Below are 16,316 nucleotides of genomic sequence, written 5' to 3'. Positions count from 1 at the left end.
AAAGGGCCGGATCCTCACAGATCCGGCCCTTTGTCTTGAATATGTACCCTTCTATGTGCGCGACCCCTGGCAAGCACAGGCCATCCGCCCCTCGATTCACCGCGCGACGCCGTAGATCCGCCATGGCGCAGCCGTTGAACCGACATCGTAAACGAGCGCGCCCAGGCCCTTCGGCATGATCGTTTCGCCGTCGGCGGCATCGGCATTGACCACCGTCACCACCATCTCGAAGGCCGCGTGCGGTGCCTGGCCCATACGCGAGCAGACCACGCCGCGATCCTCGTAGTGCACTACCGGAGTGAATCCTGCGTCACCGCACACCACCGCGATGAAGCGATAGCCACGATCGTCGTCACTGCCCGGCATCAGCGCATGCGCCGCGTACGACACCCGTCCCTTCCCGCCCGCATAGGCCGGCACCTGCACCCTGAACTGACCAACGTCACCCACGGCCAGTACCGGGTAATCCACTTGCTGTAGAGGCGGCGGCAGTGGCTCAGCAGCGATGCCTCCCGCCGCGAGCATTAACAGGCAACACACGGAACGTCGCATCGGAAATCTCCGCCTTGAAGAGATATCCATGGTCGTATGCGACGGCATTCGACGTCTTTAGGAATGCAATGAAATCCACCGTGGACGTTGGTCGCTGCCGATCCGCCGCCGGCAACGACCCTATGCTCAGCGCCGCGGTGCATCCGGGTCGGTACGCAGCGCCTTCAACAGACCCCACATGTAGAACGCCAGGATGAACGAGAACGGCAGGCCGCACAGCACCACTGCCGTCTGCATCGCGCTGAAGTTGCCGGCCAACAGCAGGCCGACGCTGGCCACGGTGATGCCCACCGCCCAGAACACCCGCAACCAGATCGGCGCGTCATGCCCATCTTCCACGCCATCATCGACACGGCGCGTGCACAGGTTGGCGATCATCAGCGTGCCCGAATCGACCGGGGTCAGGAACAACACAAAACCAATCACCACCGCCGCACCGGCGACGTAGGGCGCTGCAGGCAGGTACTCCAGCAGCTTGAACAGGGTCATCGCCGCATCATGCTGGGCCACTTCGCCCAGTGCTGCCTGGCCGTGGTTCAGCACCAGGTCGATGGCGGTGTTGCCGAAGATCGACAGCCACGCCAGGGTGAAGCCGAGCGGGATCAGCAGCACGCCCATGATCACTTCGCGAATGGTACGGCCACGCGAGATGCGCGCCACGAACAGGCCCACGAACGGCGCCCAGGCAATCCACCACGCCCAGTAGAACAGCGTCCACGAGCCCATCCACTCACGCCCCTTCGGGTCATTGAGGTACATGTCGAAGCTCTTGCGCACGAACGCGCCCAGATAGTCGCCGGTGTTCTGCACCAGGCCATCGAACAGATGCAGGGTCGGTCCGGTCACCAGCACGAACAGCAGCAGCAGGCACAACAGGCGCACGTTGAGGTTGGACAACCAGGCGATGCCCTTCTCCACACCGGCAACGACGCCGATGGTGGCCACGACCATCATCACCAGCACGATCGCCACCAGCACCTGCGGCGTATCGGGCACGTTGAACAGGTAGACCAGGCCGGACTGCACCACCAGCGCACCGATGCCGAGGTTGGTGACCATCGAGATCAGCGTCGCCAGGATGCCGAAGCCATCCACCATGTCGCCGATGCGACCATGGATGCGCTCGCCGAAGATCGGGTACAGCGCCGAACGCAGCGCCAGCGGCAGGTTGCGGCGATAGGCGAAGTAGCCAAGCGCCACGCCGACCAGCGCGTACAGCGCCCAGCCATGCAGTCCCCAGTGCAGGAAGGTCAGCACCATCGCTTCGCGGCCGGCCGCAACCGTGCCGCCGGGCTGCCCGGGCGGGTTGAGGAAATGATCCAGCGGCTCGTAGGCGCCGTAGTACAGCAGTGCGATGCCGATGCCAGCCGAGAACAGCATCGACACCCAGGCCACGTAGCCGAACGCCGGCGATTCCTCGTTATGGCCCAGGCGGATGCGGCCATACGGCGAAAACGCCAGCCACAGCACGAACGCCAGGCAGGCCACGATCAGCAGCATGTACCACCAGCCGAACGCCGCCGAGACCTCGGTCTGCGCCCATTGCAGCCAGTGCTCGCTGGCCTCCGGGAAGAAGACGGTCAAGGCACCGAGGATGCCGATGGAGATTGACGAACTGAAGAACACGAAACGGTTCAAGCGCAGGGGCGAGCGCTTGGGATGAGCCAGGGAAGACATGGGGTCGTCTCATCAGTCCAAGGGGGCACATGGGCGGGGCCGGACCGGAAACCGGGCCCATGGCGTGGGGGCGCGACCGGCATCGTAGGGTTTATTGATTGAACGTTCAATCAATAAAAAGTATGATCTTCACCAGCCCGGCATTCCGGGTCGCAATCCGTGGAGAGACAATGCCGAAGAAAGGCGTGGAACCGGTCCGTCGCGAGCAGCTGATCCGGGCCACTTTCCAGACCATCGACGAGATCGGTATGGCCGATGCCACCGTCGCCACCATCGCGAAGAAGGCCGGCCTGTCCAGCGGCATCGTTGCCCATTACTTCGGCGACAAGGACGGCCTGCTCAATGCCGCGATGCGGCAGATCCTGCGTGAGCTGAAGGCCGCTGTCGCCCGCTATCGCGACGCTGCGGCCGACGACGCACGTTCACAGCTTCGCGCCATCGTTGATGGCAACTTCGACGACAGCCAGACCAACGGGACCGCCATGCGTGTATGGCTGACGTTCTGGGCCGCCAGCATGCACCAGCCGGAGCTGACCCGGCTGCAACGCGCCAACGACCAGCGTCTGTTTTCCAACCTCTGCCACCAGTTCAACCGCCATCTGCCGCATGCGCAAGCACGCCTGTCCGCACGCGGACTGGCCGCGATGATCGACGGCCTGTGGCTGCGCGGCAGCCTGGTCGGCGGTGATTTCAACGCCGACAAGGCCCGCCGCATCGCCTACGGCTACATCGATTTCCAATTGCAGGCCAACGCGCCCTGAGCGCGCCACGAACCCGCCCCACCCCTTCCAGGAGTACGCCGATGACCACCCTGCCCGTGCAACAGCTCTACATCCACGGCCGCCGCGTCGACGCCACCAGTGGCAAGACCTTCCAGACCGTCAACCCGGCCACTGGCCTGGTATTGGCCGACGTGCAGATCGCCAGCCAGGCCGATGTCGAGCGCGCGGTTGAAAGCGCGAGCGAAGGCCAGAAGGTGTGGGCAGCAATGACCGCGATGGAGCGCTCGCGCATCCTGCGCCGCGCCGTCGAGATCCTGCGCGAGCGCAATGACGAGCTGGCCCACCTGGAAACCCTGGATACCGGCAAGGCACTGGCCGAAACCACCACGGTGGACATCGTCACCGGTGCCGACGTGCTGGAGTACTACGCAGGCCTGGCCACCGCCATCGAAGGCATCCAGCTGCCGCTGCGCGAATCGAGCTTCTTCTATACCCGCCGCGAGCCGCTGGGCGTGGTCGCCGGCATCGGCGCCTGGAACTACCCGATCCAGATCGCCATGTGGAAGTCGGCCCCGGCGCTGGCGGCCGGCAATGCGATGGTGTTCAAGCCGTCCGAAGTGACCCCGCTGACCGCGATCAAGCTGGCCGAGATCTACACCGAAGCCGGCGTGCCTGACGGCGTGTTCAACGTCGTGCAGGGCCCGGGCCGCGAGATCGGCAACTGGCTGACCGAGCACCCGGTGATCGAGAAGATCTCCTTCACCGGCGGCGTCGCCACCGGCAAGAAGGTCATGGCCAGCGCCGCATCGTCGTCGCTGAAGGAAGTGACGATGGAACTGGGCGGCAAGTCGCCGCTGGTGATCTGTGACGACGCCGATCTGGACCGTGCCGCCGACATCGCGGTGATGGCCAACTTCTTCAGCTCCGGCCAGGTCTGCACCAACGGCACCCGCGTGTTCGTGCCGCGCAGCATGCTGGCCGCGTTCGAGGCCGCCGTGGTCGAGCGCGTCAAGCGCATCCGCATCGGCGACCCGATGGCTGCCGAGACCAATTTCGGTCCGCTGACCAGCTTCCCGCACATGGAAAACGTGCTGCGCTTCATCGAAAGCGGCAAGAGCGAAGGTGCACGCCTGCTGACCGGCGGCGGTCGTGCCACCGATGCCGCACTGGCCGATGGTGCGTACGTGCTGCCGACCGTGTTCTCCGACTGCCGCGACGACATGACGATTGTCCGGGAAGAGATCTTCGGGCCGGTGATGAGCATCCTCGCCTACGACGACGAGGACGAAGTGATCCGCCGCGCCAACGACACCACCTTCGGCCTGGCCGCAGGCGTGGTCAGCAAGGACATCAGCCGCGCACATCGCATCATCCATCGCCTGGAAGCCGGCATCTGCTGGATCAACACCTGGGGCGAGTCGCCGGCCGAAATGCCGGTGGGTGGTTACAAGCAGTCCGGCGTCGGCCGCGAAAACGGCATCTCCACCCTCGGCCACTACACCCGCATCAAGTCGGTGCAGGTCGAACTGGGCGACTACGCCAGCGTGTTCTGATCGGCGCGCCCTGAGCACCGCCCATCGTCCGGCCACCGCGCCGATCCGACATTCCGCCGGGACGCCTGCATGCAGCGCGCCCGGCCTGCAGGAGAGCAACCATGAGCACCCATAACGAGTACGACTACATCATCATCGGCGCCGGCTCGGCCGGCAACGTGCTGGCCACCCGCCTCACCGAAGACGCCGATGTCAGCGTGCTGCTGCTGGAAGCCGGTGGCCCGGACTACCGGCTCGACTTCCGTACCCAGATGCCCGCCGCCCTGGCCTTCCCGCTGCAGGGCAAGCGCTACAACTGGGCGTACAAGACCGATCCCGAGCCCTTCATGAACAACCGCCGGATGGATTGCGGTCGTGGCAAGGGTCTGGGCGGCTCGTCGCTGATCAACGGCATGTGCTACATCCGCGGCAACGCGATGGACTACGACAACTGGGCCGGGATGCCGGGCCTGGAAGACTGGGCCTACCTGGACTGCCTGCCGTACTTCCGCAAGGCCGAAACCCGCGACATCGGCCCCAACGACTACCACGGCGGCGACGGCCCGCTGCGCGTCACCACCCCCAAGGCCGGCAACAACGAACTGTTCGCAGCGATGGTCGAGGCCGGCGTGCAGGCCGGGTACCCGCGCACCGACGATCTCAACGGCTACCAGCAGGAAGGCTTCGGTCCGATGGACCGCACGGTCACCCCGAAGGGCCGCCGCTCCAGCACCGCACGTGGCTACCTGGACCTGGCCAAGCCGCGCCCGAACCTGACCATCGTCACCCACGCACTGACCGACCGCATCCTGTTCTCGGGCAAGCGCGCCGTGGGCGTGCAGTGGCTGCACAACGACCAGCCGCAGCGCGCCACCGCACGCCGCGAAGTGCTGCTGTGCGGCGGTGCCATCGCCTCGCCGCAGATTCTGCAGCGCTCCGGCGTCGGCCCGGCCGACCTGCTGCGCAGCCTGGACATCGACCTGGTGCACCACCTGCCCGGCGTCGGCGCCAACCTGCAGGATCACCTTGAGATGTACCTGCAGTACGAGTGCAAGAAGCCGGTCTCGCTCGCCCCGGCACTGAAGCTGTACAACCAGCCGGCGATCGGCGCCGAATGGCTGTTCCTGGGCACCGGCATCGGCGCCAGCAACCAGTTCGAGGCCGGCGGTTTCATCCGCAGCGATGCCGAATTCGACTGGCCCAACCTGCAGTATCACTTCCTGCCGGTGGCGATCAATTACAACGGCTCCAACCCGATCAAGGCACACAGCTTCCAGATGCATGTCGGCTCGATGCGCTCGCCCAGCCGCGGCCGCATCCAGGTACGTTCGAAGGACCCGCGCGAAGATCCCAGCATCCTGTTCAACTACATGTCGCACGACCAGGACTGGCGCGAATTCCGTTCGGCGATCCGGATCACCCGCGAGATCTTCGCGCAGCCGGCGCTGGCACCGTACAGCGGCCGCGAGATCTCGCCGGGCAGTGCCCTGCAGACCGATGCGCAGATCGATGCGTTCGTGCGCGAGCATGCCGAGACCGCCTACCACCCGTCATGCTCGAACAAGATGGGCCACGCTGATGACCCGATGGCAGTGGTTGATGGCCAGGGTCGCGTGCATGGCCTGCAGGGCCTGCGCATCGTCGATGCCTCGATCATGCCGCAGGTGGTCACCGGCAACCTCAACGCACCGACCATCATGATCGCCGAGAAGCTGGCCGACGTGATCCGTGGGCGTGCGCCGCTGCCGCGCAGCACTGCGCCGTACTTCAAGGCCAACGGGGCACCGGTGCGGTCGCAGGGCTGACGCAAGCGGCCTGCCGATGACGCGGGTAGTGCCGGCCGCTGGCCGGCATCCACCCGAACGCCAATCCCGTGCAAATGCCGGCCAGCGGCCGGTACTTCCGCAAATGCAGAGGCCCCTTGCGGGGCCTCTTCGCGTTTTCCCTACGGGGCGGTATGCTGCGGAGAGCGGTTCTGGCGGATACTGTCCGCGCCGCACCCATCATTACGTTTCCTGGAGGGGGAATATGAGTCTGGATCGTCCCTGGCTGCAGAGCTATCCGAAAGGCGTTCCCGCCGAGATCGACGTCAACGAATTCCATTCGGTAGTTTCGGTCTTCGACGCCTCCGTCGCGAAGTACCGCGACCGACCGGCCTACTCCAGTTTCGGCAAGACCCTCACCTACGGTGAGACCGATGCCCTGGTCGAGCAGTTCGCCGCTTACCTGCTGGGCGAGCTGAAGCTCAAGAAGGGCGACCGCGTCGCCCTGATGATGCCCAACTGCCTGCAGTACCCGGTGGCGACCTTCGGCGTGCTGCGTGCCGGCCTGACCGTGGTCAACGTCAACCCGCTGTACACCGCGCGCGAGCTGAAGCACCAGCTGGTCGACGCGGGGGTGGCCGCGATCGTGGTGGTGGACAACTTCGGCGACACCGTCGAACAGGTCATCGCCGATACGCCGGTCAAGCATGTGGTCACCACCGGCCTGGGCGACCTGCTCGGCACCAAGGGCGTGATCGTCAACTTCGTGCTGAAGTACATCAAGAAGATGGTGCCCAACTACCATCTGAAGGGCGCGGTGCGCTTCAAACAGGCGCTCAAGCTGGGCAGCCGCCACACCCTGCCGAAGGTCGAGATCGACCACGACGACGTGGCGTTCCTGCAGTACACCGGCGGCACCACCGGTGTGGCCAAGGGCGCGATGCTGACCAACCGCAACCTGATCGCCAACATGCAGCAGGCCTCGGCCTGGATCAGTGCATCGGGCATCGAGATGGGCAAGGAATGGATCATCACCGCCCTGCCGCTGTACCACATCTTTGCGTTGACGGCGAACGGCCTGGTCTTCATGAAGTTCGGTGGCTGCAACCACCTGATCACCAACCCGCGTGACATGAAGGGCTTCGTCAAGGAGCTCAAGTCGGTGCGCTTCACCGCCATCACCGGCGTCAACACGCTGTTCAACGGCCTGCTCAACACCCCCGGCTTCGACACGGTCGATTTCTCCTCGCTGAAGGTGACCCTGGGCGGCGGCATGGCCGTGCAGCGTGCGGTGGCCGAACGTTGGAAGAAGACCACCGGCGTCACCCTGGTCGAGGCCTATGGCCTGACCGAGACCTCACCGGCGGCCTGCATCAACCCGCTGACCCTGGCCGAGTACAACGGCTCGATCGGCCTGCCGATTCCGTCCACCGATGCCTGCATCAAGGACGACAACGGCAACATCCTGGCGCTGGGTGAAGTGGGCGAACTGTGCATCCGCGGCCCGCAGGTGATGAAGGGCTACTGGCAGCGTCCCGAGGAAACCGCCAAGGCCATCGACGCCGACGACTGGCTGCACACCGGCGACATGGCCAAGATGGACGAACACGGCTTCTTCTACATCGTCGACCGCAAGAAGGACATGATCCTGGTGTCCGGCTTCAACGTGTACCCGAATGAAGTCGAAGACGTGATCGCGATGATGCCGGGCGTGCTGGAAGTGGCCGCAGTGGGTGTACCGGACGAGAAGTCCGGCGAGGTGGTCAAGGTGGTCATCGTCAAGAAGGACCCGAACCTGACCGCCGAGATGGTCAAGGAGCACGCCCGGGCCAACCTGACCGGCTACAAGCACCCCAGAATCGTTGAATTCCGAAAAGAGCTGCCGAAGACCAACGTCGGCAAGATCCTGCGTCGCGAACTCCGCGATACGCCCGCCCCGTAAGGGTTTCCGGAAAGTTGAACGCGCTCAGGCCCGGGTCGGCAACGACCCGGGCCTTTTCGCGTGCGTAGGCCCGGGGCCGGTGTAGCATCGCCGCGTGAGTGGACCGTTCGGCCCGCCGGCCACCACCTTGATCTGCGGGCCGCACCGCCGAGGACCCTTCCATGAGTACCATCGAAAAGCTGCCCAGCAGCGGCTCGCCCTACGCCACCATCCGCACCCAGGACAGCGCCGACGGCGCCGCCCACTGGCTGTTCATGCACGCCGACGCCTCCACCGGCGTGCGCCCCTGCTGCCGCAAGGACATGCTGGACGAAATGTGGAGCTACATGAGCGCCATCACCCGCGGCCCGGCACAGCGCCACAGCGGCCAGCTGCGCCATTTCGTGCTGGCCTCCGACGCCGCCGCCTACAACCTGGGCGGCGACCTGGACCTGTTTACCCGCCTGATCCGCGAAGGCAACCGTGACCTGCTGCTGACCTACGCCCAACGCTGCGTGGAGGGCGTGCACCACCTTCACACCGGCTTTGGCGGCGACGTCCGCTCGATTGCCCTGATCCAGGGCGATGCACTGGGTGGCGGCTTGGAAATGGCCCTGGCCTGCCACACCATCGTGGCCGAGGAAGGCTGCGGCATGGGCCTGCCCGAAGTGCTGTTCGGCCTGTTCCCGGGCATGGGTGCCTACTCGTTCCTGTGCCGCAGGGTGTCGCCGCAGCTGGCCGAGAAGATCATCCTCGACGGCCGTGTCTACAGCGCCGAGGAGATGCACGCGATGGGCGTGGTCGACGTGCTGGTCAGGAAAGGCGAAGGTCGCAGCGCAGTCGAAGAGATGATCCGCCAGCAGCAGCGCCTGCCGCAGTCGTACCTGGCGATGAATGCCGCGCGCAACCTGGCGCAGGCGGTCAGCTATGACGAACTGCTGGAAATCACCAAGGTCTGGGTCGATTCGGCACTGGCGCTGGGCGATCGTTCGCTGCGCACCATGGACCGTTTGATCAAGGCGCAGACCCGACGCGCCAATCTGGATGTGGCCTGATACGTTCCCCTCCCCCGCAGGGTTCAAGCCCGGCTGGCCACCGGGCTTTTTTTATGGGGCATGCGGCATGGGCAAGCCGCCACACAGGCCAGGCAGGCCCGGCGCTAGCGTTCGCCGTCGTCGGCCACGCCACGTGCCTTGCGTTCAGCGCGCGCATCGAGCGCCTGCCGGCCTTCCTTGATCGCCCCCTGCAGCACCGCAAGACGCTGCCGCCATTCGGCTTTGAGCTGCCAGTCGGCCATCCGCATCAACTCACCGGCGCGGTTGGACGCACGCACCAGGCCCAGGTTGCTGGCCACGCCCTTGATCGCATGCGCCTGCTCGCGGAAAGCGCCCCAGCGTGCCGCTTCGCCATCAGCTTCGGCCTTGCGCAGGCACGACTCGGCATCGTCCAGGCACTGGCGGATGAACTCGCGCTCGAAACCCTCGCCCATTCCCAGCGACGCCAGTTCATCAAGCACGCCCGTATCAAGCACGCCATCGAGGTTGGTGACGGTGCGCACGATCGGCGGCGCACTGGTCTTGAGCTGGGCGTTGTTGGCGATCTCGGCCAAGGTGTCCAGCAGGCGCACGGCCACCACAGGCTTGGCCAGGAACGCATGTGCACCAGCCTGGGTGCAGCGCTGGATCGCTTCGGGAGTGACGTCGGCACTGAGTACCAGCACTGGCGTCCGCGGGCCGCCACCGGCCTGCATCACCCGCAGTTCCTTCAGCATGTCCAGGCCACTCATGCCCGGCATGTGCAGATCGACGATGGCCGCATCAAACTCGCTTTCAGCCAGTGCGTCGAGCACCGCCTCGCCACCATCGACGCACAGCACCTTGTGCCCTGCCTTCTGCAGCAGCCGCTGCAGCACCATGCGGTTGGCCTCGTGGTCGTCGGCGACCAGGATCTGCATGCTGCGCACCCGCGCGCGATGGCGCAGGAACGGATCGGCGAACGCGATGACGTTGCCGCCGGCACCACCTTCGTCGCCCGCAGCGAGGGTCGGCACCGCACCCGGGACCACCGGCTGCGGCGGCGCGAACGGCAGCTCCACCCAGAAGTGGCTGCCCTGCGGCGGGTTGTCCATGTACCCGATCTCGCCGTCCATTGCTTCGACCAGTCCCTTGGCGATCGTCGTGCCCAGGCCGGTGCCTTCATGGCGACGGGCCATGCTGACGTCGGCCTGCTCGAAGGCCTCGAACAGACGCGGACGCATCGCCGGTGCAACGCCGATGCCGGTATCGAGAATGTCGAAGCGCAGCCGCACCCCGCCCTGGGTGTCTGCATGGACAACGCCGACACGGATCTCGACCCGCCCGTGATCGGTGAACTTGACCGCATTGCCAGCCAGGTTGAGCAGGATCTGCCGCAGATGCCCGACATCGCCACGCAGTGTCGGCGGCACGGTCTCGGCCACCTTCACCCGATAGTCCAGACGCTTGGCCTTGGCCAGGGGCAACAGGATCAGGCCGATGGCCTGGATCACTTCGGAAAGGACGAAATCCTCGGCAACGACGCGCAGCTTGCCTGCCTCGATCGCCGAGATGTCCAGCACTTCCTCGACCAGCGCCAGCAGGCTGCGCGATGACGCCTGGATGGTACTCACGCACTCACGCTGTTCCTCGTCCAGGCGCGTGGTCGCCAACACTTCTGTCATGCCATTCAATCCATTGAGTGGGGTGCGAAACTCGTGGCTCATGTTGGCCAGGAATCGACTCTTGGCTTCGCTGGCGCGCCGCGCCTCGGCCATCGCTTCGGTCAACTGCCGCAGCAGCGTGGAAAAATACAGGGGAACCGCCGCCAGGCCAAGCCACAGGCCGATGGCCAGACGCGCGTTCTGCTGCCAGTACGGGGTGGTCAGTGCGGTACTGCCGAAGCTGACCATCGCCATCGCCACGGCCACATACAGGTAGTGGTTGCCGAAGCGCATGCCGTTGCCCACCGTCACCCACATCACCACGATGTAGACCCACGACAGCGGCTCGCCCATCTGGATCATGCCGGCGGCGATCAGCCCGTAGTCGGCCAGCATGCCCAGTACGCGCCGCGGATCGGAGCGCTCCGGTCGCCACAGCAGCCAGCCGAACAACAGCAGCGACAGGCTCAGTCCGGTCAGCACGATCGCCAGCACTCCCACATACTGGGTGTGCGGCAGTTCATGCCGCGCCGAAGGCAGCAACACGTACGCCAGGATCAGACTGATCAGGATGATGCGGACGATCTGCTGCCCATGCTCGCTGTCCTGGCGCTGGGACAGGCGCAGCCGCAATCGCGACAGCAGGCGTTTCACGCGCCCAGTCCCGGCCGTGCAGAAGCGGTGGAGTGCTCGGCGCAGATCTGCTCCAGCTGCTCGCGTCCACGCAGCAATGCATCCACGCAACGCGGATCGAACAGGCGCCCACGCTGGGCATACAGGTAAGCCATGGTGGCTTCCATCGTCCACGCTTCCTTGTAGGGGCGCGGCGAGATCAGCGCATCGAACACGTCGGCCACGGCGACGATGCGTGCCTCCAGCGGAATCGCGTCGCCGACCAGGCCATCGGGATAACCACTGCCGTCGTAGCGCTCATGGTGACGCAGCGCGATCAATGCGCCCACCTGGATGAAGCGGTTCTGGCTGCCACTGAGCAGTTCATGGCCAATGCGCGGATGCCGGCGCATGATCGCCAGCTCCTCATCATTGAGCTTGCCCTGCTTGAGCAGCACCGCATCGGGAATGGCGATCTTGCCCATGTCGTGCAGCGGCGCGGCCATTTCGATCAGCTTGACGTCGTCTTCCGGCAGGCCCAGCTGCTCGGCGATCAAGCCAGCCACGCGCGCCATCCGCTCAAGGTAGGCACTGGTACCGGCATCACGGAACTCGATCGCACGTGCCAGCCGCGAAAGCGTCTCGCGCTCGCGCTCCTCCACTTCGTGCATGCTGGCCAGCAGCCGCTGCTCCAGTGACAGCGCACGCTGCTTCACGTTCTCGGTCTGCTGGCGCAACTGCAACAGGTTGTAACAGCGTGCGCGCAGCTCGCGCGGACGGATCGGCTTGACCAGGAAATCGATCACGCCAGCTTCGAGCGCCGCCTGGCGGATCGGCTCGTCGCCGACCACGGTGATCAGGATCACCGGAATATCGCGATGTTTGGGCAGCCGGCGGAAGCGGCGGGCGAATTCCAGCCCGTCCATCTCCGGCATGCGGTAATCGAGAAGCAGCAGGTCGACCGGATACGATTCGCACCATGCCAACGCCGTCAACGGATCGCCGAAGTCATGCACGCTCAGTTCCGGCGCGATGTCCTCGATGACGTGACGAAGCATCGTCCGTGCGGAAGTCTGGTCATCGACGATGACGATATTCAAGGCGTTCTCTGCCTGCTTTCTCGACCATGCTGAAAGGTCAGCGCGCGAGGATACCCCGCCGCTGTGCACGCTGGCACCCTGCATCGGCTCGACTCCCGTCACAAGCTCCCCGATTCATGATCGTCGTCACAATGTGAAGCGGATTCTCCACATTGCGGCCTCCCCTGACGCCATCAAGCCATAGCCGGTGTCAAGGTTGTGCAATAACGATACGCCGAGTGCGGGACGCGTCAATCGCGCCGCCTCAAACCGAGACGGCGCGCACAAACAGACGGCGTAAAAGCCGCTTACTGCTCCGGACGCATGTACGGGAACAGCAGCACGTCGCGGATCGAGCTGCTGCCGGTCAGCAGCATCACCAGGCGATCGACACCAATGCCGAGGCCGCCGGTCGGCGCCATTCCATACTCCAGCGCACGGATATAGTCGGCGTCGTAGTGCATGGCCTCGTCGTCGCCCCCCTCCTTCGCCGCGACCTGCGCCTGGAAGCGCTGGGCCTGGTCTTCCGGGTCGTTCAGCTCGGAGAAGCCGTTGGCCAGTTCCTTGCCGTTGACGAACAGTTCGAAGCGGTCGGTATAGCCCGGATCATTGTCGTTGGCGCGGGCCAGCGGCGAGACTTCCACCGGATGATCGGTGATGAAGGTCGGCTGGATCAGGGTGTGCTCGACAGTGGCTTCGAAGATCTCCAGCAGCAGCTTGCCCCAGCCGTAGGACGGCTTGACGCGGATCTTCAAGCGCTCGCAATGGCGCAGCAGCGCGTCACGGTCGGTGCAGTCGGCCGCGGAGATTTCCGGGTTGTGGTGGCGCACCGCCTCGTCCATGCGCCAGCGGCGGAACGCCGGGCCCAGGTCGATGTTGGCACCGTCCCATTCAACCGTGGTGGAGCCGTTCACCGACTGCGCCACGTCACGGATCACGCCTTCGGTCAGGTCCATGATCTCGTTGTACGTGGCATAGGCCTCGTACAGCTCCATCATGGTGAATTCCGGGTTGTGGCGGGTGCTGACGCCTTCGTTGCGGAAGTTGCGGTTGATCTCGTAGACGCGCTCCAGGCCACCGACGGTCAGGCGCTTGAGGTACAGCTCCGGCGCCACGCGCAGGTACAGGTCAAGGTCCAGCGCGTTGTGGTGGGTGGTGAACGGCTTGGCCGCCGCGCCGCCGGGGATGTAATGCATCATCGGCGTCTCGACTTCGAGGAAGTCGCGGTTGTCCAGCCATGCACGCATCGCACGGATGATCTTCGAGCGCTTGATGAACACCGCGCGCGACTCCGGGGTCACGATCAGGTCGACATAGCGCTGGCGGTAGCGCTGCTCGACGTCGGCCAGGCCATGCCACTTGTCCGGCAGCGGGCGCAGCGACTTGGTCAGCAGGCGGATCGATTCGGCCTTGACCGACAGCTCACCGGTCTTGGTACGGGTCAGGCCACCTTCGACCGCAATGATGTCGCCCACGTCCCAGCCCTTGAAGGCGGTGTAGGCATCGCCCAGCACGCTGCCCTGCAGGAACAGCTGGATGCGGCCGGATTCGTCCTGGATCTGGGCGAAGCTGGCCTTGCCCATGACCCGCTTGGCCATCAGGCGACCCGCCATCTTCACCTGGCGGCCGTTGCCTTCCAGGGTTTCGGCGGTCCACTGCTCCGCATCGGCGAATTCTTCCTGCAGGCTGCCGGCGAAGTCCTCGCGGCGGAAGTCGTTCGGATACGCGATGCCCTGCCCACGCAGCGCTTTGAGTTTCTCACGGCGCTCGGCGATCAACTTGTTTTCGTCGACGGGGGGGGTATCGGTAGCTTCGCTCATGGATCTGCGGGAATCGTGTAGTGAGGGGGAGTCTTGCGCCCGGCACAGCCGGTTGCCCAGCATACCAAAAGCGCCCTGCCCCGGCCTCTGGATGGCCCCTCCCCGACCTTGTGCCGCCCTGCTCCGGTAGCCGCCAACCTTGGTTGGCGATCCAAGCCATGCGCGGCCCTGCTCTGGTAGCCGCCAACCTTGGTTGGCGCCCCACCGTGTGTCGACCAAGGTCGACGCCTACCGGGTCATGCCCCGGATTCACCCGTTCCCCGGGAACGCCTGCCGCAGCTCGTCCACCAGCACCCGCTGGTTCTCCGAGTAATCAATCGGCACCGACACCAGATGCACGCCGCCCGCCGTGAACGCGGCTTCCAGCGTCGGAATGAACTGCTCGATCGCCGTCACTTCGTGTCCCTGGCAGCCATAGGCTTCCGCGTATTTGACGAAGTCCGGATTACCGAAGGTCATGCCGTAGTCGGCGAAACCATCCACGGCCTGCTTCCAGCGGATCATGCCGTAGGCACCGTCGTTGAGGATCAGCACCACCAGGTTCAAGCCCAATCGCCGCGCCGTCTCCAGCTCCTGGCTGTTCATCATGAAGCCGCCATCGCCACACACCGCCAGCACGCGGCGTTGCGGGTACAGGATCGAGGCCATGATCGCCGAAGGCAGGCCCGCACCCATCGTTGCCAATGCGTTGTCCAGCAGCAGCGTGTTCGCTACCTGGGTGCGGTAATTGCGCGCGAACCAGATCTTGTACATGCCGTTGTCCAGCGCGACGATGCCATCGGCCGGCATCACCTGGCGCACATCGTGCACCAGTCGCTGCGGCGTGAAGCCCGCCTCTTCGGCGCGATCGGCGATGTGATCCAGGATCGTCGCGCGCAACGGCAGCAATGCCGCAGCGTTGTCGACCTTGCCTTCGATACGGTCGGCCAGCAGGGTCAGCGAGCGACCGATATCGCCGATCACCTCCACCTGCGGGAAGTACACCTGCTCCACCGCGGCCTGCGAATAGCCGATGTGGATGACCGTGCGGCCACCCGGGCGCATCACGAACGGCGGCTTCTCCGTCACCTCGTGGCCAATGGTCACGATCACGTCGGCCTGGTCGATGGCCATGTGCACGTAGTCGCGCTCGCTCAGCGCCGCCGTGCCCATGTACAGGCCCGAGCCACCGGCCACTGCGCCCTTGCCCATCTGCGTGGTGACGAACGGAATGCCGGCGCGCAGCACGAAGGCTGACAGCGCCTCGCTCGACTGCGGCCGCGATGCCGCTGAGGCGATCACCAGCAACGGCCGCTTGGCCGTGCGCAGGATCTCCGCGGCGCGCTCCAGCGCCTCCGGACTGGCGATCGGGCGATCAACCGGGTGTGGCGGAATCAACGCCACGCCCTCGACCTCCATCGCTGCGATGTCTTCGGGCAGCTCCAGCAGCACCGGACCCGGCCGCTCTTCCAGTGCAGTGCGGAAAGCTTCACGGACGATGGTGGGGATGGTGCGCGCCGACACGATCTGCCGCGCCGACTTGGTCAGTGGCTTCATCGTCGCCACGATGTCGACGATCTGGAAGCGCGCCTGCTTGCTGGCAACGATGCCCTTCTGCCCGGTGATCATGATCACCGGCCATGCGCCCAGCAACGCATACGCCGCGCCCGTGGTGAAGTTGAGCGCACCCGGGCCGAGCGTGGCCAGACACACGCCCGGCTTGCCGGTCAGGCGCCCGTAGGTGGCGGCCATGAACACCGCCGCCTGCTCATGGCGGGTGATGACCAGCTCGATGCTGGAATGGCGAAGCGACTCGACGACATCGAGGTTCTCTTCACCGGGAATGCCAAAAATGCGCTCGACGCCCTCGTTTTCGAGTGCGGCGACGAGCAGATCGGAACCCTTGGACATGGAATGACGTCCTTCTCGCAGTGCGTGATGATGGAACGTTGCAGGGATGCTGACAGGAACAGTGGATGGTC

The 16,316-nt window shown here is 65.2% G+C and carries 11 protein-coding genes; 5 read left to right on the top strand and 6 right to left on the bottom strand.

Annotated features, from left to right (window positions below):
- Nucleotides 1–96 precede the first annotated feature (96 nt).
- Both ACQ5SA_RS00905 and ACQ5SA_RS00900 read right to left on the bottom strand, forming a co-directional pair.
- On the bottom strand, nucleotides 97–582 hold the full coding sequence (locus tag ACQ5SA_RS00905; protein WP_499312097.1) for a hypothetical protein: 486 nt from the start codon (nucleotides 580–582) through the stop codon (nucleotides 97–99).
- A 96-nt stretch (nucleotides 583–678) separates the two neighbouring features.
- On the bottom strand, nucleotides 679–2,229 hold the full coding sequence (locus ACQ5SA_RS00900; RefSeq protein WP_353099261.1) for a BCCT family transporter: 1,551 nt from the start codon (nucleotides 2,227–2,229) through the stop codon (nucleotides 679–681).
- Nucleotides 2,230–2,399: 170 nt separating this feature from the next.
- Here ACQ5SA_RS00900 and betI point away from each other — a divergent pair, with 170 nt between their 5' ends.
- The 5 genes from betI (at nucleotide 2,400) to ACQ5SA_RS00875 (ending at nucleotide 9,222) form a co-directional block, all read left to right on the top strand.
- Nucleotides 2,400–2,990, top strand: coding sequence for a transcriptional regulator BetI (gene betI, locus ACQ5SA_RS00895; protein ID WP_230111136.1), 591 nt, complete (start codon nucleotides 2,400–2,402; stop codon nucleotides 2,988–2,990).
- Between the two features lie 41 nt (nucleotides 2,991–3,031).
- Nucleotides 3,032–4,504, top strand: a complete 1,473-nt coding sequence (gene betB / locus ACQ5SA_RS00890) for a betaine-aldehyde dehydrogenase (RefSeq protein ID WP_499312094.1) — start codon at nucleotides 3,032–3,034, stop codon at nucleotides 4,502–4,504.
- 101 nt (nucleotides 4,505–4,605) lie between these two features.
- Complete coding sequence (gene betA / locus ACQ5SA_RS00885; RefSeq protein WP_499312092.1) at nucleotides 4,606–6,288, top strand: choline dehydrogenase; 1,683 nt, start codon at nucleotides 4,606–4,608, stop codon at nucleotides 6,286–6,288.
- Between the two features lie 223 nt (nucleotides 6,289–6,511).
- The gene (locus tag ACQ5SA_RS00880) at nucleotides 6,512–8,188 is read left to right on the top strand and encodes a long-chain fatty acid--CoA ligase (RefSeq protein WP_089240952.1); all 1,677 of its coding nucleotides are present in this window, start codon (nucleotides 6,512–6,514) and stop codon (nucleotides 8,186–8,188) included.
- Between the two features lie 161 nt (nucleotides 8,189–8,349).
- The gene (locus ACQ5SA_RS00875; RefSeq protein WP_180166977.1) at nucleotides 8,350–9,222 is read left to right on the top strand and encodes a crotonase/enoyl-CoA hydratase family protein; all 873 of its coding nucleotides are present in this window, start codon (nucleotides 8,350–8,352) and stop codon (nucleotides 9,220–9,222) included.
- Between the two features lie 104 nt (nucleotides 9,223–9,326).
- On the opposite strand, the gene ACQ5SA_RS00870 is transcribed toward ACQ5SA_RS00875, so the two are convergent.
- The 4 genes from ACQ5SA_RS00870 to ACQ5SA_RS00855 form a co-directional block, all read right to left on the bottom strand.
- On the bottom strand, nucleotides 9,327–11,498 hold the full coding sequence (locus tag ACQ5SA_RS00870) for a response regulator (RefSeq protein ID WP_353099264.1): 2,172 nt from the start codon (nucleotides 11,496–11,498) through the stop codon (nucleotides 9,327–9,329).
- Complete coding sequence (rpfG, locus tag ACQ5SA_RS00865; RefSeq protein ID WP_230111128.1) at nucleotides 11,495–12,640, bottom strand: cyclic di-GMP phosphodiesterase response regulator RpfG; 1,146 nt, start codon at nucleotides 12,638–12,640, stop codon at nucleotides 11,495–11,497. The genes ACQ5SA_RS00870 and rpfG overlap by 4 nt, the downstream gene beginning before the upstream one ends.
- A 203-nt stretch (nucleotides 12,641–12,843) precedes the next feature.
- Complete coding sequence (gene lysS / locus ACQ5SA_RS00860; protein WP_100465258.1) at nucleotides 12,844–14,355, bottom strand: lysine--tRNA ligase; 1,512 nt, start codon at nucleotides 14,353–14,355, stop codon at nucleotides 12,844–12,846.
- A gap of 249 nt (nucleotides 14,356–14,604) precedes the next feature.
- Nucleotides 14,605–16,245 (bottom strand): acetolactate synthase large subunit, encoded by a 1,641-nt coding sequence (locus tag ACQ5SA_RS00855; RefSeq protein WP_230111124.1) that lies wholly within the window; start codon nucleotides 16,243–16,245, stop codon nucleotides 14,605–14,607.
- Nucleotides 16,246–16,316: the final 71 nt, after the last annotated feature.

This window comes from Stenotrophomonas indicatrix (assembly GCF_050573115.1).
GTDB lineage: Bacteria > Pseudomonadota > Gammaproteobacteria > Xanthomonadales > Xanthomonadaceae > Stenotrophomonas > Stenotrophomonas lactitubi_A.
The sequence above is the reverse complement of the archived record's forward strand: the minus strand, read 5'-3'. Positions and strand labels throughout refer to the sequence as shown.